A 23,506-nucleotide genomic window follows, 5' to 3' on the forward strand; every position below is an offset into this window, starting at 1 on the left:
CGCCCGCCCTGCCGTGGTCACTCGGCCGCGGCCAGCAGCTGTGCCTCGCTCTCCTCGTACAGCCGCCGGGTCTCCAGGCTGCCCGCGGCGCGGCGCCGGTGGTCCAGGCGGCTGCCCAGCCAGCCCGCCAGGTAGCCGAACGGGACGGAGACCAGCCCGGTGGACTGCATGGGGAACAGATGGAAGTCGGCGTCCGGGAAGACCGCGGACGGCATGCCCGACACGGCCTTGGAGAAGACCATCAGCAGCAGCGCGCAGGCCGCGCCGCCGTAGAGGGCGGCGAGCAGGCCGGTGCGGGTGAATCCGCGCCAGAACAGGGAGTAGGTGAGCGCGGGTGCCACCGCCGACGCGCCTATGCAGATGGCCAGAGTGGTCAGCACGCCGACATTCCAGTCCTGGACCAGGGTGGCGAGCCCGATCGCGGCGGTTCCCACGGCCACGCTCGTCCACACCGCCACGGTCATCTCCGTACGCGGCTCGGCCTGGCCCCGCCGTACCGCATGGGCGAACAGGTCGTGGGCGAGCGACGAGGCCGCGGCCAGGGTCATCCCCGCGACCGACGACAACAGGGTGATGAACACCATGCCCGCCACGGCCGAGTAGAGAATCGTCGTGCCCACGGAGCCATGTGTCTGGCCGAGTACCTGCGACAGCATGAGCACCGACGTCCTGCCCTGCGGATCGGCCTCGGTGATGTACCGCGATCCCACCAGTGCCGCCGCGCCCGTACCCATGATGATCACGAGCAGACAGAACGTGGTGACCGTGCCGACCGCCCACGACATGGAGCGGCGTACGGCCGGCACGTCCCGCGCGGAGTACAGACGCATCGTGATGTGGGGCAGGCAGGCCACGCCGAGGACGACGGTGATCTGAAGACCGATGAAGTCGAGCCGGTCGACGGCCGAGGTGCCCAGTTCCAGGCCCTGCTGGAGGAAGGCCGGGCCCGCCCCGCTGCCGTGCTGAGCGGCCCTGAGCACGTTGCCGGGGCTCCAGCCGAAGCGGTTCAGCACCAGGGCGGCGACGAGGGCGCTGGTGCCGAGCAGGATGACGATCTTGATCATCTGGATGAGCGCGGTGCCTCTCATCCCGCCGAGCGCCGCGTAGATGATCATCAGGCTGCCGACCATGATGATGCACACCGTCCTGGCGCCCGCCACGTGCGGGAGGTTCAGGATGAAGGTGAGCAGCGACCCGGCCCCGGAGAGCTGGACGACCAGGAAGGGCAGGGTCGCCGAAAGCGTCACCACGCAGGCGGCGATGCGCACCGCCCGCCCGGGCATGTTGCGGGCCAGGACGTCGCCCATGGTGAACCGGCCGGCGTTGCGCAGCGGTTCGGCCAGCAGGAACATCAGCACCACCAGCGACAGGGCGGTGCTGACCGCGAGGACGTAACCGTCGTATCCGGCGAGCGCGACGATGCCGGTGGTGCTCAGCACCGTGGCCGCGGAGATGTAGTCGCCCGCGATGGCCAGGCCGTTCTTGAACGGGGTGAGCGAGAGGTAGCCGGTGTAGAAGTTCGTCAGGTCGTCGCGGTCCGGTCCCGCCATCACGCATATCAGCAGCGTGAGGGTGACCAGGGCGGTGAACAGGAGGAGGACGGCGGCCTGCGTCCCGGAGCCGAGGTCGTTCATCTCGCCGCCCTCGCGTCCCGGGCCGTGGGGACCGCCCGCTCCCTGACGGCGCGGGCCAGCGGATCGACCGAGCGTTGTGCGCCGCGGCCGTACCAGAAGACCGCCGCGAAGGTGACGACGAGCTGGAGGACCCCCAGGGCCATTCCCAGGCTCAGCTCCCCGGCGATCTTGGAGCCCATCAGGTCCGGCGCACAGCAGGACAGCACGACGTACACCACGAAGGAGCCGAGCGCGGCGAACGTGGAGGTCCGGCGGAGCACGCGATAGGCCGAGCGGAGGGCCGCCAGGTCGGCGCCGTGCCGATGGGTCTCGTGCGTGTACGGCTCGTCCCAGGGGACGTGCCCGTACGCGTCGTACCGGCGCGCGGCCTGTCCGTACGACTGGGGGTCGGTCTGCGGCAGGGGCCATCCCGGTGGTGCAGAGGGCGGATACGGGTTCTCGTCGGGGTATGTCATCGCCTGGCCTTCACTGCGGCTCGGATCCGTGGAGGGATGAGGGAGAGGAGTGGTTCAGGCGGCGCACCATACCGACTGGTTGGGATGTCTGTAAGTCTGCTGCGGGTCACGTTTCGGGTTCGGTGCGCATCCCCGGGCGAAGAACCCCGTCGCGGTCAGCGGGCGGGGTCGAGAAGGATCTTGCGGACGCCGGCGGCGCGGCTGTTGAACAGTTCGTACGCCGCGGGGCCCTGGGAGAGGGCGAAGCGGTGGGAGACCACGACCTCCGGCGTGATCCGGCCGGCCTGGGCGAGGGGGATCAGGGCAGGCAGCTCGTAGTGGATCGAGCACAGTCCGATGGCGAACTCCAGCTCCTTGATCTGGGCCAACCCCATGTGGAAGGGGAAGGCCTTGTTCTGGCTGACGCCGATGACGCTGACCCGTCCTGCCTGCCGGACGGCTTTGAGGGCCAGCTCGATGGTGGCGTCCGAGCCCACGGCCTCGACCACGGCGTCCGGTCCGCGTCCCGCGGTCATCTCCCGTACGGCCGTTCGCGCGTCCTCGCCCTCCACCGGTTCGACGCCCAGGGTGGCGGCAAAGGCACGCCGCTCCGCGACGAGGTCCGCGCCCAGCACACGGGCGGCGCCCATCGCGAACGCGGATTGCGCGGCCATGAGGCCGACCGGACCGAGACCGATGACCAGGACGGTCTCGCCGGGCTGGATGCGGGCTCGGCGGCAGCCGTACCAGGCCGTGGGGGCGTTGTCCGTCAGGACGACCGCGGCCTCGTCGGAGATGCCTTCGGGCAGGTGCACCAGGTTCACGTCGGCATGGGGCACAGCCACGGCCTGGGCCTGACTGCCCGGAAGTTTCGGGCTCACTCCGTAACAGAGGTCCGTCGGGGCTTGGGCGCGCTCGCACCGGGCGGTGAGCCCCTTCGCGCAGGTTCCGCACAGCGTGCAGCCCACCGAGGCGGGAACCAGGACCCGGTCACCGGGCTTGAAGCGGGTCACCTGGTCGCCGGTGTCGACGACCACGCCGACGCACTCGTGCCCCGGGGTGTAGCCGGTCTCCGGGGTGAACCCGTTGCCGCCGTAGATGTGCAGGTCGCTGCCGCAGATACCGGCCGTGGTGACCTGGACGACCGCGTCGGTGCGACGGGTGACGGCGGGGTCGGGGACGTCCCCGTAGCGGATGTCGTGGCGGCCGTGGTAGGTCAGTGCCTTCACTGGATACCTCCATCCGGGCGCAGGCCGGCGCCCGTGCAGAACAGGGATTCCGGAGTGGTGACGGGGGACGTGCCGAGGCGCGTTCATCACGCGTTAATGCACCCGTATTACTTCGGCGCTGGCGACGCTAGCATGGGCATTCGTGACAGCACATGAGACGCAGGACACGTCGCCTCGGACCCGGAAGGCCGGCGACACGCGCGCCGCACTCATCCGGGCCGCCGAGGAGTTGTTCGCGGCGAAGGGCGTCGACGGTGTGTCGCTCAACGAGATCAAGCGCGCCGCCGGCCAGCGCAACGCGATGGCCCTGCAGTACCACTTCGGCGACCGGGCGGGTGTGCTGCGGGCCGTACTCGACAAGCACCTCCCCGCGGTGGACGCCCGCCGGGAGGTACTGCTGCAGCAGTACGAAGAGAGCGGGGCCGGCGGTCTTCGGTCTCTCGCCGCCGCGCTGGTGCTGCCGGCCGCCGCGAAACTCGCCGACGCCGACGGCGGGCGGGCGTTCCTGCAGATCGTGGCGGAACTGCTCAACCGTCCGGAGCCCCTGGTCGAGGTAGTCGTGACCGACGGGTCGAGCATCCATCCCTGGCGGCGCCTGGTGGAGCCGCTGCTCGCTCCGGAGTCGACCGCTGTGTTCCACACCCGCTTCACCGCCATGCGCTTCTGCCACGCCGAACTCGCCGCTCGGGCCGCCGCCCGTCCTCGCAGGGACGACCGGTTGTTCACCAGCAGGCTGGTCGACCTGGTCACCGCGCTGCTGGCCGCGCCGGTGTCCGAGCAGACCGCGCGACTGCTGCACGAGCGGGACGGCAAGGACCGGGAGCGTCGGGCCTCGACTCGCTGACCGGTCCGCCTCGCGGTCGGCGTCGGGGACGGGGATGAATGGGCTGTGGTGAACATCACACAGACGCCCATACCTACCGGTCGGTACCCTGCGGCGAGGGCCGTGAACGAAGGAGGCGCGATGTCTGCGACCAACCGCCAGATCCGTCTGGCAGCCCGCCCGGTGGGCGAAGTGAAATCCGACGACTGGGAGCACTGTTCGGCGCCCGTCGACGAGCCTGGCCCGGGCCGGTTCGCGGGCCGGACACGCGTCATCTCCCTGGACCCGGCGATGCGGGGCTGGCTCGACGACCGTCCCTCGTACCTGCCGCCCGTGGGCATCGGTGAGGTGATGCGCGCCGGATCGGTCATCGAGGTCACCGCGTCCGACCACCCCGACTTCCAGCCGGGCGATCACGTGGTGGGCACCTTCGGCGTCCAGGAGTACGTGGTCTCCGACGGCAGGGGCGCCATGAAGATCGACACCTCCCTCGCCCCGCCGTCGACGTACCTCGGCGCGCTGGGCATGCCCGGCATGACCGCCTACTTCGGCCTGCTGGACGTCGGGGCGCTGCAGGACGGCGACACCGTCGTGGTGTCCGGCGCGGCGGGCGCGGTCGGCACCATCGCGGGCCAGATCGCGAAGGCCAAGGGGTGCCGGGTCGTGGGCATCGCCGGAGGCCCCGAGAAGTGCGCGTTGCTCACCGACGAACTGGGATTCGACGCGGCGATCGACTACCGCGCCGAGGACGTCAGGAAAGCGCTGCGCCGGGAGGCCCCCGACGGAATCGACGTCTACTTCGACAACGTGGGAGGAGACATCCTCGACGCCGCCCTGACCCGGCTGGCGATGCACGCGCGCGTCGTGATCTGCGGTGCGATCAGTCAGTACAACAACGCCACGCCGGTCAAGGGCCCCTCCAACTACCTCTCGCTGCTGGTGCGCCGCGCCCGCATGGAAGGCTTCGTCGTCTTCGACTACGCCCAGCGCTACGCACAGGCCGCGCAGGACATCTCCGCCTGGATCGGCGCCGGCCGCATCAAGGTCAAGGAACATGTGGTGAGGGGGAGCGTGGACGACTTCCCCGAGACGTTGCAGATGCTCTTCCGCGGAGAGAACGTCGGCAAGCTCGTCCTGGAACTGGCCTGACCGCTGCCCGGAGTGGGCGGCCGCGCCCCTGACCCCGCCGGAAGACAAGACGCGGTGGATCGCGGACCGCGATCCACTCGCCGGCCCGGCACGGTTCGGTCACGGCGACGGCCGCCACCGCTCTGCCGCACTTCGGCGCACATGCCCGAGCGGGACCACAAGGTCACTTGGTCGCGCCCTGCGCGAAGCCGTTGTTGATGTAGCGCTGGAGGAAGAGGAAGACGATCGCGGCCTCGTCGAGTGACACCTGGATCCCGCGGAAGCCGATGTCGTCGGGGTCGGCGTCGGCCTTCTCGGCCGCGTCGCGCATCTGCGTGATGGCCCATGAGCCCAGCTGCATGGTGGCGACCTTGCCCCGGGCGATCAGGCCTTACGAGGCTTCCCGGTTGGTGGTGTTGGGATCCTTCTCGGACAGGCCGTCCTTGACGATGTCGTGGAGCAGGGAGTCGATCGCGTTCAGCTCACCGCCCTGCTTCCAGGGGGAGACGGCGCCGGCGAGCTTGTCGCTGGCCTTGGCGTCGCAGGTGACGGAGCCGATGTTGTTGCTCCATGCGGTCAGCGGCCAGGCGTCCTTGAAGTCACCTGCACGCCGGCCTCGTCAGTGGGCGGCTGTCGCGTGCGCGGTCCTCTTGCGGGCGCGGTACGCGGCTGCCTTGCTCTTGTTGCCGCAGGACTCCATGCCGCACCACTGCCGGCGCGTGCCCCGCGAGCGGTCGATGTAGACGCGGGTGCACTCGGGGTTGCCGCACTCCTTGAGCAGAGGTACGTCCGGACCGCTCAGGAGTTCGATGGCGAGCCGTGCCACGGTGGACAGCGCCTCTTCGGGGGTTGCCGCCGTCCAGCGCCCGGACGGGGTGAGCTGAGGCACCGCGGGAGGCTTGCGTGCCGCGCTGTTCACCACGGCGAGTGCCCCGTTGTCGTACTCCCCGCCGAGTCGGCGGGCTGTGACCAGCCCGTGGATGGCTTCCCGTACGGCCGTCGCCTGCTCGACGTCGGTCTGCCGGCCGGGGGAGACCGCATCGACGATTCCCGACTCCAGGTACCAGGCGTCCAGCCTGTCCGGCGTCGCGAACATCTCGAGACGTGCCGAACGTCGAGCGCGGAGCGTCGCGGCGAAATCCAGGGCCGGGTTTCCGCAGACGAAGACGTGGTCGAGCGTCACATCACTATCCTGACAGGTGACTGCCCCTGCGCCAAGACCGCAAGGACGTCCTGGCGGTCCTGTCCGTGACGCTCTGGCGTGCCACGTCGATCTCCGCTCAGTGGGTGGCGGATCGAGCCTTCTGGCTCCGCGGGTGCCAGATTCCCAACCCGCCTTCATCACCTGTCAAGGTGGTTACGTGACGAGGCGGCAGGCAGTGCTCCCCGACCGGCCCTCGGTCGCCCCGGGTCATGGAGAGGGCGACTGATGGCCGCAGCGGCGAGATGCGCCCACTATGGATCTTGTGATGTTTGTCCGAGATGAGAGGATCAACTTTGGACGCGGCGCTCTCCCCGGCGCGTCCCCCTGGCCGCCGCAGTCTCCGTGCCGCATCGTGGACGGGGCTGTTGACCTGCGGGAAGACCGCTTCACCTGCTCTGCGCGCCGAAGCGGGTGCGTGGCGAGGTCGGCAGGTGGAAGGAGCGAGTGCGATGAGCCGAGCGAAGCAGCGTCCGGAGCCGGCGGATCGCCCGGAGGACAGGGCGTCCCGCCCGAGTGGGCTGATGGACCTGCTGGGTGTCGCCGCGGTGCTGCTGGAGGCCGACGGCCGGATCGACATGTGGAGTCCGCAGGCCGAGGAACTGTTCGGCTACACCCGCGGCGAAGCGGTCGGGCAGTACGCGGCGCCGCTGCTCCTCCACCCCGAACACCAGGACGCGGCGATCATGCTGTTCGCCGAGGTGATGGAGACCGGCCGGGGCTGGGCGGGGGCGTTCCCCGTCCGGCACAAGGACGGCAGCACCCGGATGGTCGAGTTCCGCAACATGCGGCTGACGGACAACCTCGGCGACCACTACGCCCTGGGGCTCGCCACCGACCGTTCCACGCTGCGGCAGGTGGAGCGGGACGTGGCTCTGTCCACCCGGCTGGTCACCCAGGCCCCGATCGGACTCTCCGTCCTGGACACCGACCTGCGGTACGTGGCCGTCAACCCGGCCCTGGCGTCGATGCACGGCGTCCCCGAGGCCGGCCACATCGGCCGGAGCCTGCGCGAGGTCCTCCCCGGCCCCCAGTTCCCGGCCGCGGAGGCCGGGATGCGGAAGGTCCTGGAGACCGGTGTCCCCGTGGTGGACCAGCAGGTCGTGGGTCGTACGCACGCCGACCCGGACGAGGACCACGCCTGGGCGGTGTCGTTCTATCGGCTCGAGGACCACCACGGGCGCGTGCTGGGCATCGCCAACGTGGTGGTGGACGTCACCGACCGGTACCGGGCAGCCCAAAAGGCCGACCGGGCCCAGCAGCGCCTGCGCCTGGTGGCCAACGGCTCGGCCCGCATCGGCACCACGCTGGAGGTGGAACGGACCGCACAGGAACTGGCTGACTTCCTCGTACCCGACCTGGCCGACATGGTGGCCGTGGACCTCCTGGACTCGGTACTGCAGACGGGGCGCGTGGACGTGGGCGAGGGTCCGGCGTTGTTCCGCGCCCTGGCGGTGAAGACCGCCTACCCCACCGAAGCCGCTCAGGCGATCGTGCCCCCCGGCCGCCTCACCGCCTACCACGCCGACCATCCGGCGTCCCATTGCATCCGCACCCGCCGCCCTCAGCTGATCACCCACCTGGAGGGTGGCGACCTCACCCGTATCGCCGCCGACTCCGACGCCGCCCGCCTGCTCGCCCGGGCCGGTGTCCACACCGACATGACGGTCCCCCTCATCGCCCGCGGACAGGTCATCGGTGTCATGGCGCTGGCCCGTGCCCGCAACCCCCTGCCGTTCGACGAGGACGACCTCACCCTCGCCTGCGAACTGGCCGCCTCCGCCGCGTTGAGCATCGACAACGCCATCCTGCACCAGCACATCCGGAGCGCCGCCGAAACCCTCCAGCGCAGCCTGCTTCCCCGACTCTCGCCGCGTCACCCCGGTCTGGAGGTCGCCGCCCGCTACCGGCCCGCGCAGGCCTTCAGCGAGGTCGGCGGCGACTGGTACGACGTCATCCCACTCGACCGGGACCGCACCGCCCTCACGGTCGGCGACGTCATGGGCAGCGGCATCCCGGCCGCCACCACCATGGGCCGCCTGCGCACCGCCACTTCCACCCTCGCCGACCTCGACCTCGACCCGGCCCGGATCCTCACCCACCTCGACAAGATCACTAGCGGTCTGGATCCCTACATCGCCACGTGCGTGTACGCGGTCTACGACCCGCATCACGCCCGATTGCACATCGCCTCCGCCGGCCACCTGCCCCCGGTGCTGGTGCGGGCCGGCAGACCGGCCGAACTCCTCGACCTGCCCACCGGCATCCCCCTGGGCGTCGGCGGTGTCGCCTTCGAGACCAGCACCCTCGACCTGAATCCCGGGGACCAACTCGTCCTGTACACCGACGGACTGGTCGAAACCCGTGACGACCCCATCGATGAACGCCTGAAGGACCTCCTGGGCCAGCTGTCACCGCCGTACCCCTCCACCGAGGAGACCTGCGAGCGACTTCTGCGGCAGCTCCGGGACCCGGCCGGCCATGACGACGTCGCCCTTCTCATCGCCCGCGCACAGCCACTGGCGACTGCCTGAAACGCCACCCGGGCCCCGCCACCGCTGACCCATGACACCCACCGCCCCCACAGGAACTCGCACTTGCCGGGAGAGGAAGATCACGCAAGGTGGCGCGGTCTTGGCGGGGCACCCGTCGCGCGGTACGGTCTGTCCGGTATCGACGACGGCGAGACGGAAGCCGGTGGGAATCCGGCACGGTCGCGCCACTGTATGCGAGATGCCTTCCGAGGCGTCGCGTGAGTCAGACCCGTGGCCGTCGTCCCCTGCACCACCGAGACGGGACGCGAACTCCCGGAGGAGGTTCTGCCATGGCGCAGACCGTCGCCCAGCCGACAGCCACCACTCCCGCCATCCCCGCCAAGCTGCCGCTGAAGGCGATAGCTCCCTGGGCGGTCTTCTTCGGCATCCTGATGCTGATCCTGCTGTACTTCGTCGGCGCCGAGCAGGGCGCCACCTCCGTGTTCAGCGGCACGGACGTCCACGAGTGGGTGCACGACGCGCGCCACCTGCTCGGCTTCCCCTGCCACTGACGCGAGGGACGCCGCACCCCCATGAACTCCGCAACGGTAAGACACCTCCTCGTGCGGGGCATGCTCGCCGGCCTGGCCGCCGGTGTGCTCGCCCTGATCGTCTCCTACCTCCTCGGTGAGCCGAACGTCGACAAGGCGATCAGCTTCGAGGACGCCCACTCCCACGAGCACGAGATGGAGGTCGTCTCCCGCTCCCTGCAGTCCACCGCCGGTCTCGCCACCGGTGTCCTCCTCTACGGGGTCGCCTTCGGCGGCATCGCCGCGCTGGCCTTCTCCTTCGCGCTGGGCCGCGTGGGCCGCTTCTCCCCGCGAGCGACCGCGCTGCTGCTGTCCGGCTGCGCACTGCTCGCCGTGTACGTGGTCCCGTTCCTGAAGTACCCGGCCAATCCGCCGTCGGTCGGCGACCCCGACACCATCGGCAAGCGGACCACCCTGTACTTCCTGATGATGCTGCTCAGTGTCCTCCTCGCGGTCGCCGCCACCATCCTGGGCAAGCGCCTGGCGCCCGGTCTGGGCACCTGGTGGGCGACCGTGGTCGCGGTGGCCTCCTTCGCCGTCGTGATCGGTCTGGCCTACGAGTTCCTGCCCGCCGTCAATGAGGTGCCGAAGGACTTCCCGGCCACCCTGCTGTGGCGGTTCCGCCTGTCCGCCCTGGCCATCCAGGGCGTTCTGTGGGGCGGGTTCGGGCTGCTCTTCGGCGAGTTGGCCGAGCGGAAGCTGAACCCGAAGCCCGCGACAGCCCCGTCCGGGCGGACAGTTCCCGTCTCGAACTGAGCGGTCGTGCATGACGTGAGGGACCCTCGGAACCATCCGGGGGTCCTCTCGCGTGCCCCATGTCAGGGCGCCGCGGCGGTGCCCGACGCGTTCAGGGGCTGCCCGAGCCGCAGATTCCAGCGTCCGACCCGTCCGCTGAACTCCGTGGCCGTCAACGGCGGTACGTCGAGCCGCCAGAAGGCAGCCGCGGGCAGGCCGAGGACATGTGTGACCGCGGCCCGTACGACCTCTGGCTCCACCACGGCGACCGTACGGCCGTCCGTGTCCTGCGCGGTGTCCAGCCAGCGCCCGACCCGCTCGCACATGTCCCGCACCGACTCCCCGCCGTGCGCCGACCAGTCGGCGTCGGCGAGCCAACGGCCCACTGCCTCCGGTTCGGCGGCTACCACCTCCTCGAGGGTGCGGCCTCGCCAGCGGCCCGCATCCAGACCCGCCAGTTCCGGCGTCGCCGTGCCGTCGAGGCCGAGCGCCGCCGCCGTCTCCCGGCAGCGCACGCTCGGGGAAACGGTGACGCGGGCGTACGGGGACAGTGTCCCGGCCGCCGAGCGGGCGAGGGCCGCGCCGACATCGTCGACCGAGTCGCCGTCGTAGAAGCGGGCCTGCCGCAGCGACGGGCTCGTCGCGGGCGAGACGAAGGTGACGCGGCTGGTCACGTGGCTGCTCCTCCTGCGGCTGCTACGGGGTGCGGGTCGCGGGTCGCGCATTTGGCGTCCCGTTCGGCCGGCCGACGGGCCGTGTACGCATCTCCTCGTCACCCCGTCGGCTGGCGAACATAGCATCCGCGGGATCCGCAGCTTTCGCGGATGCGCGGCCCCGCGCGATCGGTGGCCGGGCCGGGAACACCCCGGCACCGTGCGCTTCGCCGGACGGCGATGGCCGCTCCGGCCAGGCGGACTTCCCCAACTCGCCCTGGCATGGCACGGTTTGATCGCGGTATCGCTGGAGCGCGTACGGCGAACGGGGCGCACGCGGACCACAGCAAGGACGGGGGAGCACATGGGGAGTGACGCCGCATGGCCGGAATGAAGCTCTATTCGCTCGAATCCAGCGATCCACGGCGGCTCGGCCCCTACCGGCTGCTGCGGCGGATCGCCACCGGCGGCATGGGCCGCGTCTATCTCGGCCGGCGGGAAGCCCCGGGGACCGCCGGCGCCGCCGGGCCCACCGGAACCGTGGTGCTCCCCGGGCTCGTCGCGGTCAAGACGCTCCTTGCCGAGGGGATCGTGAGCAGGCCGGACCGGGAGCGGTTCGCCCGCGAGGTGGAGCTGGCGGGGCGGGTCGACAGCGCGTACACCGCCACGGTGCTCGACGCCGACGCGAAAGCGGAGCGCCCGTGGCTGGCCATCGAGTTCATTCCGGCGCCCAGCCTGGCCGAACTCGTCGTCAGCGCCGGGACCCTGCCGGTCGACGCGGTGCGTTGGGTCGCGGCCGGGACCGCGCGGGCGCTGGTCGAGCTGCACGCCCTGGGGGTCGTCCACCGTGACATCAAGCCCCTGAACATCCTGCTGCCCCATGACGGCCCCCGCCTCATCGACTTCGGCATCTCGCACGCCCACGACCACACCAGCTCGACGACGACCATCGGCACCTTCGCGTTCACCTCACCGGAACAGGCGTGCGGCAGAAAGTCCACCGCCGCGTCCGACCTGTACTCCCTCGGAGCCACGCTCTTCTTCCTCGCGGTCGGCCGCCCGCCGTACGAGCAGACGGACCACTCCATCGGGATCCTCGCCCTCGTCCAGCGCGGAGAGCTGGACACCCGCGGACTGCCGGCGGAACTGGAACCGCTGATCCTCCCCCTGCTGGAGGTCGACCCCGGGAGGCGCCCCGTCCCGGCCGACGTCTTGCGCGACGTCCTCGCCGGACTCGACCGGATGGTGGCGGACGGGGACGCCGAGCGGTGCCTGCCGCCGGCGTGGACCGCGTTGATCGGGGAGTACGCGGAGCAGGGCCGCCAACTGCGGGACGGAGCAGTGGACTTCGACGCGGCCGAAGCGCTGACTCAGGTGAAGCCCGAGGGTGCTTCGGGCGGCGCGGACGAGGCGTTCGGCGAGATGCGCGCGCAACTGGATGCCCTGCGCCGGCAGCGGGACGCCTTGCTGCGGGCGCAGGCCGAGGAACAGGCGGAGGCGGAGGCACGGGAGGTCGCGCGCCAGGAAGAGGAGCAGCGCAGGCGCCGGGCACAAGCGCGGAAGGAAGAGGCGGCACGCAGGGAGCGGGAGCGCAAGGAACAGGAGAGACAGGAGAAGGAACGGAAGGAGCGGGAGCGGAAAGAGCGGGAAAGGCAGGAGGCGGAACGCAAGGAGGCGGAACGGAGGGAACGCGCGCGCAAGGAGAGGCAGCGCCAGGAACGCGAGCGCGTCGCGCGCGAGAAGACCGAGACGTCCGCCAGGAACAAGACCACCGGCACGGCATCCACCTCATCTCCTCCCAAGGCACCACCGAAGTCCGGAGCGGCCAAGAAGCCGGGTTCCTCGGAAGGCTGGGGCGGCCTGCTGGTGGCCGCACTCGTCATCGGAGTCCTGTTCTGGCAGCCCTGGGACAAGAACGGCGACGACACCCCGAAAAGCAGCCCCACCTCGTCTTTCACCTTCTCGAGCACCGGCGGCACCAGCGGTCTCGGCGGCAGCGGCAGCCTCGGCGGTACGGAAAGCGGTACCGACAGCGTCACCGACAACGCGGGCTCCTCGGGTTCCTCGAGCGGCGGTTCCGACGACAGCGAGCCCGAACCCGAGGCGGAGACCAGCTCCCCCGAGCCGGACCCCACCGAAGAGGCGTTCAAGGCCGTCTCGTACGGGAACTGCCTGGACGTCGTCGACACCGGTTACGGCGGCACCACCAAGTACGACTGGAGCGAGGAGAAGCCGAACACGACGCCCTGCGGCTACGGAACGCGCGTGGAAGTCACCGGCACCACCGGCGACTGCGCGTCCGGCGTGGGCAAGGCCACCTGGTCGTACTACTCCACCAGCAGCGGCGAGCGGACCGCGCTCTGCCTCACCGGCCAGTACCACCAGGGTGACTGCCTGCTCGCCAAGCGCACCGGCAACTACGTCAGCAGCGTCGCGATGCTGTCCTCCCCGAACTGCACGGACCGGATGGTTCCCGCGGCGTACAACGAGATTCTGGTCGTCACGGACATCTACCGGGCGACGGGGGGCGCCGGTAGCGAGGTCTGCCGCCATGGGCAGTACGACGCCAATACATACTGGTCCACGAAGGTGGACGACGGCGCGACGCTGCTGTGCCTGAAGGCGTACGACTGAGCCCACGCAGAGCGCAGGGCGTCAAGCCGCGTGGCGCCGGTTGCAGGGAGGGCCCACACTCACGTTCTGGGGCAGGTTCGCCGGTAGGGCATCCCGGGGACGTAGGTCTGCCACTGTGCGCGCGTCAGTCCACCGCCGGCCACCGTACAGGCCCTGGCGTGGAAGTCGCCGACCGTGGCGGGCAGCCGGCCCAGGTCCCATACATCCGTGCCCTCTTCGCTGCCGATGACAAGCGTGCGGCCGTCTCGCGAGAAGTCCAGGCTGTGCGCTTCTGTGTCCGACGGCAGCTTCAGCAGGCGGTTGGCCTGTCGGGGTGCACCGATCTCCCACAGCTGGGTCGCCCCGGACCGCGACGGCCAGCAGATTCGCTCGCGGGTGAAAGCCGAACACATACTGATCGACGCTGCCGGCACCGCTGGGGAACGAGGTCAGACGGCGGGGATGTGCCGGGGAGGCCATGTCCCACAGGGTGACGCCCTCTCGGGACACGCTGCCGCTGGTGGCCATCATGGCGCCGTCCCCGCTGAGAACTCCGTAGCCGCCGTCCACCTCGTACAGCCGACGGCTGCCGACCAGCGTGGTCGAGGTGAACGACCGCAGGACCAGCATGCTGCCGTCCGGGTGGTACTCGATGGCACCGGAGAGCATCGTGCCCCGTTGAGCCGGCCGCGCTCCACCGGTCTGGCCCCGCTGACGTCCCAGGCGCGGGTCCAACCGTCGTTCCAGTCGCTGAACGACGTCCCGTTGCCTGTCGCCACGAGGGTGCTGCCGCGGGGAGCGAAAGCGAGTGAACCCACCGGCGTCGGCCGCTTCATCGTGAGCACCCGACGCGGGTGGCGTCGATCGTTGATCGTCCACAGCAGGATCCGTCCGTCGTCCCCGCCGCTGGCCACCATCGTGCCGTCAGGGCTGAAATCGACCGTAGTGACGGTTTTGCTGTGTCCCCGCAACGTGACCAGCCGGACGGGTCTACGGCGGTCGGTGATGTCCCACAAGGTCACGTTCTCGTCGATACCGCCCGTGGCGACGGTCCGGCCGTCCGGACTCAGCGTGGTCGCTCTGTCCACGTAGCCGGACGTGGGCAGTGTCGGCGATTTCCCGGCGCACCCACTCGGAGGCGGCCGATTCGGCGGATGCCATGAGGATGAAGTGGGACGAGTCGCGTAACGCCTTCTCGATGGTTCCCCAGACGTCCTCCGTGACCGAGAGACTCGACTGGTCGTAGAACACGCGCAGCGCTCGTGACCTGTTCCATGGCCACGCCAACCGGTGCAGCCCTCGCTGGAGGGCCGGCGCCAGCTGTCCGTCGACCGCGTGACTGTAGGAGATGAACGCGTCGTAGCCCCGGTCAGGACCGGGCCGGGCGCGGTCAGCCGCCATGGGAGGCCCGCCACAGCGTGTGTTCCCGCGAAATCGCCTCCTCCGCGTCGGCCACGAAGGACGCCCAGGACCCCTCCGACGACGTCGCGGGCACGCGGACGGCGATCGCGGACAGTTCATGCCCCGTGACCGCGTACGCGGTCGCCAGGTTCTGATGCTGCTTGGCCTGCACCCAGGCAGTGCCGGCCGCCGCCAACGCCGCCGCGAACCCCATCAGATCCACGTCGACCAACCCCGCCGCCCTCGCGATACCCGCGCCCAGGCCGAGCAGTTCGAGTATGGCCAGGGTGACGGACCAGCGGACGGCGACCCGTGCGTTCGAGCGAGCCTTGCGCCACTACCAGTCGAGCTGATCCTTGATCCGGTGCTCCAGATAGAACGCGCGTCGCTCGTCGAGCGACAGAGCACGCACGCGTGCCATCACGGGTGTGATCTGTTCGGGAGCGCCCCCGTCCGGGATGAGCCACAGCCCACGAACATCGGCCTCGATCTGGGCGAAGCGTTCCAGGAGCAGTCCGTTGGCGCTCGCGTCGTCTGCGGCCTCGACCTGAAGCGGTGCGCCACCGACCATGTAGCGCCAGGTGAGCGTCTTCGCGGACTCCGCTACCGCCCGTCCGGTGTACCACTGCCGGTCGGGCCGCTCCTTCAGCAGATAGACCTCGCTGACCAGAGCGGACGCGAAGGCCACCGCTGCCAGTACGGCGGCCATGTCCGCACGGCCCACTTGCCATCCGAAGATGCCGAACAGAGCGGCGGCGACCAGGGAACCGAGTTGCAGTCGGGTCGTCCGCAGATATCTCCGCTGCCCGCTCAGGGAGTTGGAATCAGCGGCACGGTATAAAGCCGGAAAATCCTCGTACTTGACGGCCAACGTAGGCGTGCCCCCGGTCACGACTCCGTCCCTCCGGGCGGTGGTCCGCCCCACAGCGCCAGGCCCAACCCTCAACGACTCCTCATTCAATCAGGTCGAGGAAGGGGACGACAGCGGGTTCGTGATTGCGGACAGTGCGCGAGGTTCTCGTGTTCGCAGGTGAGCGGCGCCGCATTCGGGCCGCGACCGAAGAGGCCTAAGCGGGCGACGGCAGGAAAGCAGCCGAGAGCGGAAGCGGGCGACGGCAGGAAAGCAGCCGACGATGCGGATGCGACTGCCGCCCCACTCCACCCTGCTGATGTTCACCGACGGTCTCATCGAACGACGCGGCGAACCCCTCGGTGACGCCATGACCCGGCTGCGGCAGCACACCGCGGCCCCGGCCCGCGCCCCGCTCGACGTCTTCTGCGACGAGCTGGTCATCGGACTCGGCACCGATGCCACGGACGACATCGCCCTGCTGGCCCTCCGTCCGGCGCCGCCCTGAGGGCGGCCCGTGGTGTCTCAGCGGACCCGGATCCCGGGTCAACCCCGTCCGCAAGGACTTCGAGGGCGTTCCGGGTGGCGCCGGCGAAGACGATCGCACGCTCCCTCGCGGACATTGGGCGAGGTCGAGGCGGACGTACGCCGATGGCACCGGAGGTTACCGGTCGTGGGTGCGCGGAGCGTTGTACTCCTGGTCGGTGACGGGTTCCGCCCAGGTCGTTTCCGGGGTGCCGTCTGTCGTGGCTTCCCACATGGCGATGTGTTCCATGAAGCGGTCGGGGGCGGCGCCGTGCCAGTGTTCCTCGGCGGGCGGGCAGGTGATGGTCCGGCCGGGGTGGGCTTCGAAGACGGTGCCGTCGCGGGTGCCGATGAGGGCGATGCCGGAGACGAAGTGCAGCGTCTGTCCGACGGCGTGGCTGTGCCAGTTGGTGCGGGCGCCGGGTGAGAAGCGGACCAGGTTGGCGCGCATGCGGGAGGGTTCCTGACCGGCGACGATGACGTCCCACCAGACGTCACCGGTGAACCAGTCGGCCGGGGCCTTGCTGGTGGGCTGCTGCTGGACGAATTCCACGATGATCCTCCTGCGGATGAGCGGGTTCCTGGTTCCGGGTCACTGGGCGACGTAGCCGCCGTCGACGGGCAGGGCGACGCCGATGACGAAGCCGGCGCCGGGGCTGCGCAAAACGGGGGCAGGGGCCGGGGCGGGGTGGCAGGCGTCCCGGTGCCGGCCCCCGGAGGGTGCGGTGTCAGGGGCGGAGCAGGGCCTTGATGGCGCGGCGCTCGTCCATGGCCCGGTAGCCCTCGGCGACCTGGTCCAGCGGCAGGGTGAGGTCGAAGACCCTGCCCGGGTCGATCCGGCCCGACTGGACGAGGTTGATCAGGTCGGGCAGGTAGCGGCGTACGGGGGCGGGGCCGCCACGCAGGCCGACGTGGGAGAAGAACAGTTCCTGTCCGTCGACCGCGACGTCGTGGGGGACGCCGACGAAGCCGACGTTGCCGCCCGGGCGGGCGCTGTGGACAGCCTGCTGCATGGCCTGGGCGGTGCCGACGCACTCCAGCACGCTGTCGGCGCCGATCCCGCCGGTCATCTCCTTGATCCGGGCCACGCCCTCGTTGCCGCGCTCGGTGACGATGTCGGTGGCGCCGAACTGGCGCGCGAGCTTCTGCCGGGACTCGTGGCGGCTCATCGCGATGATCCGTTCCGCGCCCATCTCCTTCGCGGCGATCACCCCGCACAGGCCGACCGCACCGTCGCCCACCACCACGGCGGTCGAACCCGGCCTGACCTCGGCGGCTTCGGCGGCCCACCAGCCGGTTCCCATCACGTCGGAGACAGCCAGCAGGCTGGGCCACACCTCCTCGCCCGGCACCTCGTCGGTGGCGACAAGCGTGCCCTGCGCGTTGGGGATGCGGACGTGGTCGGCCTGGCAGGTGCTCATGAACTCACGGTGCAGGCAGTTGGACTGGAAGCCGTTGCGGCAGTTCGCACAGGAGTTGTCCGAAGTGGCGAAGGAGCCGACCATGAACTGACCCGGCTTGACCGAGGTGACCTCGGCTCCGACCTCCTCCACGAAGCCGACGTACTCGTGCCCCATCGGGTGCGGGTCGCCGATGGGCTCTGCACCGCGGTACGGCCACAGGTCCGAACCGCACACGCAGGTGACGGCCGTTCGGATGATCGCATCGGTGGGCTGGAGGATCTTCGGGTCGTCGAGGGTCTCGAAGCGCACATCGCCGGGGGCGTGGATCACTGCTCCGCGCATGGGTGGGACTCCTTACATCCTGAGGGCGTCGGGTACCGGCGCGGTACCGGCAGGCGCCAAGTGCAGTTGCGTACCCCGGGCGGGCCGGTCGCCCGCGGGGCCCGTGCGAGGCATCCCTTTCCCTTCGCTCAGGCGGAGGGAAGGAGCGCCACACCATCCAGGTAACCGGCCTTCCGTCCGCGCAGCGAGTCACCGTCAAGAGGTGTATTGGCAGTACATCCCTCCCGCGGCATGCCGGACGTACCGTCGAGGTGTGGACAACCAGCGAGAGGTCCGCGAGTTCCTCATCTCGCGGCGAGCCAAGATCACCCCGGCGCAGGCCGGGCTGCCGGCCGGCGGCCGGCGGCGTGTGCCCGGCCTGCGCAGAAGCGAGGTCGCGGCCCTTGCAGGCATGAGCGTCGAGTACTACGCCAAGCTGGAGCGCGGCAACCTCGCCGGCGTTTCCCCACCTGTCCTGGAAGCCGTCGCCCGTGCCCTTCAGCTCGACGACGCCGAACGCGCCCACCTGCTCCATTTGGCGCAGGCCGCCGACGGCACTGACGCCCTCACCCGGCCCCGCCGCCGCGCCACCCGGCAGTGGAGAGCGCATCGCAGCCTGCAGTGGACTCTGGACGCCATCACCGCCGGCCCGGCCTTCGTCCGCAACGGCCGCATGGACCTGCTCGCCGCCAACCCGCTCGCACGCGCCTTCTACGCGGACGCCTATGCCAACCCGCACAACCAGGCGAACCTCGCCCGCTTCAACTTCCTCGACCCCGCCTCCCGCCGCTTCTACCCCGACTGGGACCAGGCCGCCGACGTCGCCGTTGCCATTCTGCGCACCGAAGCCGGACGCAACCCCCACGACAAGGACCTCCACGACCTTGTCGGCGAGCTGTCCACCCGCAGCGACGCCTTCCGAACCCGTTGGGGCGCCCATGACGTCCGCCACCATGGCACCGGAACCAAGCGCTTCCACCACCCTGCAGTCGGCGAACTCATCCTGGCCTACGAGGGCCTGGAGATGGCGGCCGAGCCCGGCCTCACCCTCACCGTCTATGCCGCCGAACCCGGCTCACCCTCCGAAGAGGGCCTGCGCCTGCTCGCCTCCTGGGCCGCCACTCAGGAAACGGACACCCTCACTCAGCAGGCACCCGGCTGACCTGTCCCGCCACGGAGTTCCCGACGAGTCGGCGCTGCATACCGACGTTGACGAACTCGACGCCGGCCGGTGCAAGTGGCGAGGGTGCGGACGGGTTCTGCGGCCATCCAGGACGAGAATCGGCGAACCTGCCGCTTCTGCGCGCCCCGGGCGGAACCACCGAGCAGACCGTGCGCCTGTCCTGCAGTTGCGGCGGCCGGCCTGCCTCGGCGTCTACCTGGACGTCCTTCGACCCGGGACGGTGCGTCTGGGCGATCCGGTCACCGTGCACAACCTTTCGTGAGGGCCCCGGGTCCGCTGGTCGGCGGTCAAGACCCGGCGTGCCCGGCACTGCCGCGTACGCCTCAGGAGCGCCACGACGTCTCGTCGGGTGCCGGAGGCAGGGCGAGGTGCGTGAGGTCGCCGGGCGGCGCAGTGGTCACCGGCCACAGCGGGGCGGCGCTCCCGTCGGCGAGCGCGGCCGGCGCGTCGGTGAGGTTCATCCGCTCACGCAGCCGGCCGTAGAAGTCCGTCGGGCCCAGCCGGACCGCCTTGAGCCTGCGGGGAGCGGCGTACACGCCGATCCAGTCCCCGGGGCTCAGCACACCGCGCAGCTGGCCGTCGATGCTGACGGCCGCCTGACCGGACCGTTCCAGCACCCGCAGGGCGATGGGCTCGTCCGGGGCGGCCACGACCGAGCGGTTGAACACCATGTGCGGGGCGACCGGCGTGAAGACGAGGCCTTCCGCGCGGGGCGAGACGACCGGACCGCCGGCGGCGAAGCTGTACGCGGTGGAGCCCGTCGGCGTGGCGACCAGCAGCGCGTCGGCGGAGTAGGAGGCGAGGAGCCGGCCGGCCAGATAGACCCCGACCGACACCTGCCGGTCCCGGGCCAACTTCTCCAGGACGACGTCGTTCAGCGCCATGACGTTCAGGGCGACGCCCCAGTCGCCGCCCGCCTCGCACTCCGTGCGCACCCGCGGCGGCGGCAGCAGCGGACCACGGCCGTACCGCAGCAACGCCTCCATCTGCGCGGGCACCTCCAGCCGGCACGACGCCCGCATGGTGAGGAGCATCCGGCTCTCGACGGTGATCCGCTCCTCCCGGACCGCGTCCAGCGCCGCGCGCACCTCCGGGGCCGGGACCTCCGTCAGGAAGCCGACCCGGCCCAGGTCGACGCCGAGCACCAGGACGTCGTGCTCGGCCGCCAGCCGGGCACCGCGCAGGAAGGTGCCGTCGCCGCCGAGGGTGACGATGAGGTCCGGATCGCCCGCCGCCTCGACCTCCTCGCGGGCGCTGTGCCGGCCGCCCTCCTGCCACACGTCGATGTCGGTGCACCCCACGGCGTGCTCGGCGCACCACTCGCGCACGGCCCGCGCGGCGTCCACGGCCTCGGCGCGTCCGCCGTGCACGACCAGGCCGATACGGTTCACCGTCATAGCCGCCTCCCAGCCGTCTCTCCGCACCCAACGCCATCCTCGCCGCGGACCGGGCCGGCCCGGGGCGCGCCACGCCGCCGGATGCCGCGGCCGGGGGGCGCGCATTCCCGCCGCCCGGGCGCGGCCGGACTGGAGGGGGCGCGAACGCGAGTACGTGGGTAGGGGCGCGTGCGAACGTGCGTACGGCTACTCGGGCCGCCGTCACCGGATCACGGGATCGGAGACGCAACCGAACGGCGCCTGACGCCCGCGCCGCCCACCTGACCGGGCATCGTGTTCGCCCCCGGCCCCGCCCTGTATCCGTGTGTGTCGCTGACCTCCGCCGGGCTGTACGTCCCGTTCTCCCCGCAGGTCACGCTCGGCCAGGGCCACCTGTCCTCACGTATCGGCACCGCCGGTGGCATCACCTTCGGTCTGACCGTCGGCATCGGCGGTCTGGTGAGTCCCCTCATCGGCCGCGTCGCCGACGCGACGTCCCTGCGGGCCGCCCTCGCCCCGCTGGTCGTGATGCCGGCGTCGAGCTGGCTGCTGTTCCGCACCCTTCCGGAACCCGCGGGCCCCGTGCGCCGCCGCGAACCGGCCCGGCTTTCCGGTCCGGTTCGGCGGCGCCGTCCCGTGCGCCGATCAGAGGAGCCGGCCGCCGCCGCTCACCGGGCCGTGCCGAAGTCCTGGGTCCAGTAGCTGTTGGGCTGCGCGAGACCGACGCCGATCTCCTTGAACGCACAGTCGAGAATGTTGGCCCGGTGGCCCGGGCTGGACATCCAGCCCGCCATGACCTGGTCCGCCGTGGCGTAACCGTAGGCGACGTTCTCCCCGTATCTGCTCCACTCGTAGCCGGCACGCGTGATGCGATCGCCGGGGGACGACCCGTCGGATCCGGTGTGCGACATGTTCTGGTGGGCCGCCATGTCCGCGCTGTGGGCTTGCGCGGCCTTGCTCAGCTCCGAGTTCAGAGTCAGGGCCGGGCAACCGGCCTTGGCCCGCTCGGCGTTCACGAGTCGCACGATCTCGGCGGCGATCCCGGAGGCCGTGGCGGTGGGCTTCGGGGTGCTGGGCGCGGCAGGGGCGGCGGATGCGGGAGCGGTGGCCCTCGGAGTGGTGGGAGTGGCGGTCTTCCGGGGCACGCTGGGTGCGGCGGTCCTCTGGGGCGCGCGGACCGTGACGTTCTTCTCGGCACTCGGATGAGTGGTGACCCGGGGCTGGGGCGACGCGGTGGTCTGCGGTGTGCCGACGTGGTGGCCGTTGCGGTGGTGATGCCTGTGGATGTGCTGCCACTGCGCCACGGGCGCGCTCGTCACGGGAGCGTACGACGGGTCTTCCGCGCCGTACGGCCAGTCGGAACAGGCCAGGGCGACGGACGGTACGCCCACGGCTCCGATGGCGACGGCGGTGATGACTATCCGCCGGTAGTGCTTGGTTTTGCGGTGCTGGCCCATACGTCAACCTCACTGCTGATCGCCGAGCGCTCATTCTCAGGACGGCGTCACAGTGAGTGCAAAGGTGCCTTTCTACTACCGCGTTTCGTAGACCCGGGCGGCCCTTGCCAGGCGGCTCGAGAGATGCCGACTTCGCGTACGCGACGTTTGCTCTATGCTGTCGGCCCGTCAGAAACGCGTGTACGGCGACGGATGAGGAGAGCAGCCCGGCGGTCGACCCTCCATCGAACGGAGCGTGGCTCGCGCCCACGGCAAGCCGGACAAATCCCATATGTCGCGGGGGCGGTGTCTACTATGCGGCCCGCTTAGTCGCCGACGCCGCTGTGAGGGATGTCACCTCGGACGCGGCCCGGTGCCCTCGCCTGTCGGCGGACGGACCGCGCGAGGGCCGGGCTAGACAGCTCGGCCGCCGCGCGGTCCGGGGCCGCACGTTCGGTCACTCGTTCCCGAAGACGGCCTTGCTGACCTCGGCCGGGTTCTGGAACTCCTTCTTCCCGAGGTGCGAGATCCGCTCGGTGATCTCCTTCGGCGCGTGGTTGTTCTCGGCGACCTTGCGGAGCTGGTCCGAGTCGGCCGGGTACTCCACGCCGGACAGGGCTTTCTGCAGTTCAGGAGGGCTGATACCCGCCATGACTCCTCCAGGCGGTGAGATGGTGCATGCTCCTTGCGCCGGCGCCGCATGCTGCGCCGGACCGGTCAGGTACCCACCCGCTGGAAGCGGATTCACAGATTCCGACGGCTGATCCGACGGCTGATCCGAAAGGCGATCCGGCAGGTCATGGGACGCGGTACGGACGGGTAACGGCCGGGTACCCGGGAGCTTCCGGACAGGCACGGACGTTTGAGGGAGGCCCCGATGAGTGAGTACACCCCCTCCCAGGCGGAGGGCGAGCCGGAGACGGACGCCGCGGAAGAGGAGCAGCCGCCGCGTACGACCCCGTCCCAGGCGGAGGGCGAGGACACCGCCGTCCAGGACCAGGACCAGGACCAGGAGAAGGACAAGGACAAGGGAACCGGCCAAGGCGAGGAGTGAGGGAGGCGTCACGGCCATGGCACACACCAGCGTCCCCGAGGTGCTGGCCGCGGTGAAGGACGTGACCTATCCGGCGGACAAGGGCCGGCTGGTCGCGGCCGCGCGTGCGGCGGGTGCGTCGGAAGAGGTCGTCGAGGCCCTGCGCGGCATCCCGGCCGAGGAGTACGCCGGCCGTGAGGAGGTGGCGCGGTCGGTCCCGGCGGACCCGGACCCGGATCTCGGCCACACCGGCGCTCAACGGGCGGAGCGGGCGCGGCACGGCGGCAAGCCCGGGGTGGCCCAGCACCTGAGGGAGGAGCCGAGGACTTCGATCCAGGAGGAGTTCGACCGCTGAGCAGAGCCGGTCGCGCCACCCGCGAGGCCTCGTCTCGACCGCCCCGATCGTCCTTGACCCTCTGCCGCCCCCGACCTAGCGTGATCGAACACGTCTGGACAGGTAGGGC

At 70.7% G+C, this 23,506-nt stretch carries 24 protein-coding genes, 2 pseudogenes and 1 riboswitch; of the genes and pseudogenes, 11 read left to right on the forward strand and 15 right to left on the reverse strand.

Translation table 11 applies throughout. The features are described 5' to 3' along the window. Positions 1 to 17: 17 nt before the first annotated feature. From AC07C1_RS02000 to AC07C1_RS02010, 3 genes are all read right to left on the reverse strand, one after another. Positions 18 to 1,634 carry a sodium/solute symporter gene (locus tag AC07C1_RS02000; RefSeq protein WP_478936267.1) on the reverse strand — a complete coding sequence of 539 codons (1,617 nt, stop codon included), beginning with the start codon at positions 1,632 to 1,634 and terminating at the stop codon, positions 18 to 20. Then, positions 1,631 to 2,089, reverse strand: a complete 459-nt coding sequence (locus AC07C1_RS02005) for a DUF485 domain-containing protein (protein ID WP_478936268.1) — start codon at positions 2,087 to 2,089, stop codon at positions 1,631 to 1,633. Before AC07C1_RS02005 ends, AC07C1_RS02000 begins: the two co-directional genes overlap by 4 nt. Before the next feature lie 155 nt (positions 2,090 to 2,244). Beyond that, entirely contained in the window at positions 2,245 to 3,297 is a 1,053-nt protein-coding gene (locus AC07C1_RS02010; protein ID WP_478936269.1) for an alcohol dehydrogenase catalytic domain-containing protein, read from the reverse strand. Positions 3,298 to 3,439: 142 nt separating this feature from the next. Here AC07C1_RS02010 and AC07C1_RS02015 point away from each other — a divergent pair, with 142 nt between their 5' ends. Beyond that, positions 3,440 to 4,141 carry a TetR/AcrR family transcriptional regulator gene (locus AC07C1_RS02015; RefSeq protein ID WP_478936270.1) on the forward strand — a complete coding sequence of 234 codons (702 nt, stop codon included), beginning with the start codon at positions 3,440 to 3,442 and terminating at the stop codon, positions 4,139 to 4,141. Positions 4,142 to 4,261: 120 nt separating this feature from the next. Continuing rightward, positions 4,262 to 5,269: an NADP-dependent oxidoreductase gene (locus tag AC07C1_RS02020; protein WP_478936271.1), complete on the forward strand. Its 1,008-nt coding sequence runs from the start codon at positions 4,262 to 4,264 to the stop codon at positions 5,267 to 5,269. Between the two features lie 163 nt (positions 5,270 to 5,432). Here AC07C1_RS02020 and AC07C1_RS02025 read toward each other — a convergent pair whose 3' ends face one another. Both AC07C1_RS02025 and AC07C1_RS02030 read right to left on the reverse strand, forming a co-directional pair. Continuing rightward, positions 5,433 to 5,609: a hypothetical protein gene (locus AC07C1_RS02025; protein ID WP_478936272.1), complete on the reverse strand. Its 177-nt coding sequence runs from the start codon at positions 5,607 to 5,609 to the stop codon at positions 5,433 to 5,435. Positions 5,610 to 5,867: 258 nt separating this feature from the next. Beyond that, positions 5,868 to 6,431 (reverse strand): CGNR zinc finger domain-containing protein, encoded by a 564-nt coding sequence (locus AC07C1_RS02030; RefSeq protein WP_478936274.1) that lies wholly within the window; start codon positions 6,429 to 6,431, stop codon positions 5,868 to 5,870. A 470-nt stretch (positions 6,432 to 6,901) separates the two neighbouring features. On the opposite strand from AC07C1_RS02030, the gene AC07C1_RS02035 reads away from it, so the two are divergent. From AC07C1_RS02035 to AC07C1_RS02045, 3 genes are all read left to right on the forward strand, one after another. Next, positions 6,902 to 8,983: a SpoIIE family protein phosphatase gene (locus AC07C1_RS02035; RefSeq protein ID WP_478936275.1), complete on the forward strand. Its 2,082-nt coding sequence runs from the start codon at positions 6,902 to 6,904 to the stop codon at positions 8,981 to 8,983. Between the two features lie 108 nt (positions 8,984 to 9,091). Beyond that, positions 9,092 to 9,237: riboswitch (cobalamin riboswitch) on the forward strand. 36 nt (positions 9,238 to 9,273) lie between these two features. Further along, on the forward strand, positions 9,274 to 9,495 hold the full coding sequence (locus AC07C1_RS02040; RefSeq protein ID WP_478936276.1) for a CbtB domain-containing protein: 222 nt from the start codon (positions 9,274 to 9,276) through the stop codon (positions 9,493 to 9,495). A 21-nt stretch (positions 9,496 to 9,516) separates the two neighbouring features. Next, positions 9,517 to 10,269, forward strand: a complete 753-nt coding sequence (locus AC07C1_RS02045; protein WP_478936277.1) for a CbtA family protein — start codon at positions 9,517 to 9,519, stop codon at positions 10,267 to 10,269. A gap of 62 nt (positions 10,270 to 10,331) precedes the next feature. Here the strand turns inward: AC07C1_RS02045 and AC07C1_RS02050 are convergent, their stop codons facing one another. After that, positions 10,332 to 10,922 carry a histidine phosphatase family protein gene (locus AC07C1_RS02050; protein WP_478936278.1) on the reverse strand — a complete coding sequence of 197 codons (591 nt, stop codon included), beginning with the start codon at positions 10,920 to 10,922 and terminating at the stop codon, positions 10,332 to 10,334. Positions 10,923 to 11,282: 360 nt separating this feature from the next. Here AC07C1_RS02050 and AC07C1_RS02055 point away from each other — a divergent pair, with 360 nt between their 5' ends. After that, entirely contained in the window at positions 11,283 to 13,535 is a 2,253-nt protein-coding gene (locus AC07C1_RS02055; RefSeq protein WP_478936279.1) for a serine/threonine protein kinase, read from the forward strand. 506 nt (positions 13,536 to 14,041) lie between these two features. Here the strand turns inward: AC07C1_RS02055 and AC07C1_RS02060 are convergent. The 4 genes and pseudogenes from AC07C1_RS02060 to AC07C1_RS02075 all read right to left on the reverse strand — a co-directional run bounded on the left by AC07C1_RS02060 (position 14,042) and on the right by AC07C1_RS02075 (position 15,807). Further along, positions 14,042 to 14,602 carry a WD40 repeat domain-containing protein gene (locus AC07C1_RS02060; RefSeq protein WP_478936280.1) on the reverse strand — a complete coding sequence of 187 codons (561 nt, stop codon included), beginning with the start codon at positions 14,600 to 14,602 and terminating at the stop codon, positions 14,042 to 14,044. Beyond that, a complete protein-coding gene (locus AC07C1_RS02065) occupies positions 14,505 to 14,915 on the reverse strand; it encodes a TIR domain-containing protein (protein ID WP_478936281.1) in 411 nt (136 codons plus the stop codon). Before AC07C1_RS02065 ends, AC07C1_RS02060 begins: the two co-directional genes overlap by 98 nt. After that, a pseudogene (locus AC07C1_RS02070) lies at positions 14,905 to 15,237 on the reverse strand (SLATT domain-containing protein); the annotation flags it as partial. The pseudogene AC07C1_RS02070 and the gene AC07C1_RS02065, both read right to left, overlap by 11 nt. A 15-nt stretch (positions 15,238 to 15,252) precedes the next feature. Beyond that, positions 15,253 to 15,807, reverse strand: a complete 555-nt coding sequence (locus AC07C1_RS02075; protein ID WP_478936282.1) for a DUF4231 domain-containing protein — start codon at positions 15,805 to 15,807, stop codon at positions 15,253 to 15,255. A 238-nt stretch (positions 15,808 to 16,045) separates the two neighbouring features. Here AC07C1_RS02075 and AC07C1_RS02080 point away from each other — a divergent pair. Next, positions 16,046 to 16,273 (forward strand): annotated as a pseudogene (locus tag AC07C1_RS02080) (SpoIIE family protein phosphatase); the annotation flags it as partial. Positions 16,274 to 16,429: 156 nt separating this feature from the next. Here the strand turns inward: AC07C1_RS02080 and AC07C1_RS02085 are convergent. Together AC07C1_RS02085 and AC07C1_RS02090 are read right to left on the reverse strand one after the other, a co-directional pair. Then, the gene (locus AC07C1_RS02085) at positions 16,430 to 16,843 is read right to left on the reverse strand and encodes a (R)-mandelonitrile lyase (protein ID WP_478936284.1); all 414 of its coding nucleotides are present in this window, start codon (positions 16,841 to 16,843) and stop codon (positions 16,430 to 16,432) included. A gap of 175 nt (positions 16,844 to 17,018) precedes the next feature. After that, positions 17,019 to 18,035, reverse strand: a complete 1,017-nt coding sequence (locus AC07C1_RS02090; protein WP_478936285.1) for a zinc-dependent alcohol dehydrogenase family protein — start codon at positions 18,033 to 18,035, stop codon at positions 17,019 to 17,021. 253 nt (positions 18,036 to 18,288) lie between these two features. Here AC07C1_RS02090 and AC07C1_RS02095 point away from each other — a divergent pair, with 253 nt between their 5' ends. Further along, the gene (locus tag AC07C1_RS02095) at positions 18,289 to 19,176 is read left to right on the forward strand and encodes a helix-turn-helix transcriptional regulator (protein WP_478936286.1); all 888 of its coding nucleotides are present in this window, start codon (positions 18,289 to 18,291) and stop codon (positions 19,174 to 19,176) included. A gap of 344 nt (positions 19,177 to 19,520) precedes the next feature. On the opposite strand, the gene AC07C1_RS02100 is transcribed toward AC07C1_RS02095, so the two are convergent. Then, positions 19,521 to 20,594, reverse strand: a complete 1,074-nt coding sequence (locus AC07C1_RS02100) for an NAD(+)/NADH kinase (protein ID WP_478936287.1) — start codon at positions 20,592 to 20,594, stop codon at positions 19,521 to 19,523. Between the two features lie 306 nt (positions 20,595 to 20,900). Between AC07C1_RS02100 and AC07C1_RS02105 the strand changes: the two genes are divergently transcribed. Further along, positions 20,901 to 21,275, forward strand: a complete 375-nt coding sequence (locus tag AC07C1_RS02105; RefSeq protein ID WP_478936288.1) for a hypothetical protein — start codon at positions 20,901 to 20,903, stop codon at positions 21,273 to 21,275. Here the strand turns inward: AC07C1_RS02105 and AC07C1_RS02110 are convergent. Beyond that, entirely contained in the window at positions 21,242 to 22,030 is a 789-nt protein-coding gene (locus AC07C1_RS02110) for a CAP domain-containing protein (protein ID WP_478936289.1), read from the reverse strand. The genes AC07C1_RS02105 and AC07C1_RS02110 overlap by 34 nt on opposite strands. 436 nt (positions 22,031 to 22,466) lie before the next feature. After that, positions 22,467 to 22,661, reverse strand: coding sequence for a DUF2795 domain-containing protein (locus tag AC07C1_RS02115; protein WP_478936290.1), 195 nt, complete (start codon positions 22,659 to 22,661; stop codon positions 22,467 to 22,469). A 225-nt stretch (positions 22,662 to 22,886) separates the two neighbouring features. Here AC07C1_RS02115 and AC07C1_RS02120 point away from each other — a divergent pair, with 225 nt between their 5' ends. Both AC07C1_RS02120 and AC07C1_RS02125 read left to right on the forward strand, forming a co-directional pair. Next, on the forward strand, positions 22,887 to 23,063 hold the full coding sequence (locus AC07C1_RS02120) for a hypothetical protein (protein ID WP_478936291.1): 177 nt from the start codon (positions 22,887 to 22,889) through the stop codon (positions 23,061 to 23,063). 16 nt (positions 23,064 to 23,079) lie between these two features. Further along, positions 23,080 to 23,397 carry a DUF2795 domain-containing protein gene (locus AC07C1_RS02125; protein WP_478936292.1) on the forward strand — a complete coding sequence of 106 codons (318 nt, stop codon included), beginning with the start codon at positions 23,080 to 23,082 and terminating at the stop codon, positions 23,395 to 23,397. Positions 23,398 to 23,506 lie beyond the last annotated feature (109 nt).

Source organism: Streptomyces sp. NPDC045022 (genome assembly GCF_056432605.1).

Bases quoted from the DNA above. Each gene is read 5' to 3' on its own strand.
- AC07C1_RS02000 (WP_478936267.1), bottom strand. From the start codon at position 1,634: ATGAACGACCTCGGCTCCGGGACGCAGGCCGCCGTCCTCCTCCTGTTC.
- AC07C1_RS02005 (WP_478936268.1), bottom strand. From the start codon at position 2,089: ATGACATACCCCGACGAGAACCCGTATCCGCCCTCTGCACCACCGGGA.
- AC07C1_RS02020 (WP_478936271.1), top strand. From the start codon at position 4,262: ATGTCTGCGACCAACCGCCAGATCCGTCTGGCAGCCCGCCCGGTGGGC.
- AC07C1_RS02025 (WP_478936272.1), bottom strand. From the start codon at position 5,609: ATGCAGCTGGGCTCATGGGCCATCACGCAGATGCGCGACGCGGCCGAG.
- AC07C1_RS02035 (WP_478936275.1), top strand. From the start codon at position 6,902: ATGAGCCGAGCGAAGCAGCGTCCGGAGCCGGCGGATCGCCCGGAGGAC.
- AC07C1_RS02040 (WP_478936276.1), top strand. From the start codon at position 9,274: ATGGCGCAGACCGTCGCCCAGCCGACAGCCACCACTCCCGCCATCCCC.
- AC07C1_RS02045 (WP_478936277.1), top strand. From the start codon at position 9,517: ATGAACTCCGCAACGGTAAGACACCTCCTCGTGCGGGGCATGCTCGCC.
- AC07C1_RS02055 (WP_478936279.1), top strand. From the start codon at position 11,283: ATGGCCGGAATGAAGCTCTATTCGCTCGAATCCAGCGATCCACGGCGG.
- AC07C1_RS02065 (WP_478936281.1), bottom strand. From the start codon at position 14,915: ATGGCGGCTGACCGCGCCCGGCCCGGTCCTGACCGGGGCTACGACGCG.
- AC07C1_RS02090 (WP_478936285.1), bottom strand. From the start codon at position 18,035: ATGCGCGGAGCAGTGATCCACGCCCCCGGCGATGTGCGCTTCGAGACC.
- AC07C1_RS02100 (WP_478936287.1), bottom strand. From the start codon at position 20,594: ATGACGGTGAACCGTATCGGCCTGGTCGTGCACGGCGGACGCGCCGAG.
- AC07C1_RS02110 (WP_478936289.1), bottom strand. From the start codon at position 22,030: ATGGGCCAGCACCGCAAAACCAAGCACTACCGGCGGATAGTCATCACC.
- AC07C1_RS02115 (WP_478936290.1), bottom strand. From the start codon at position 22,661: ATGGCGGGTATCAGCCCTCCTGAACTGCAGAAAGCCCTGTCCGGCGTG.
- AC07C1_RS02120 (WP_478936291.1), top strand. From the start codon at position 22,887: ATGAGTGAGTACACCCCCTCCCAGGCGGAGGGCGAGCCGGAGACGGAC.
- AC07C1_RS02125 (WP_478936292.1), top strand. From the start codon at position 23,080: ATGGCACACACCAGCGTCCCCGAGGTGCTGGCCGCGGTGAAGGACGTG.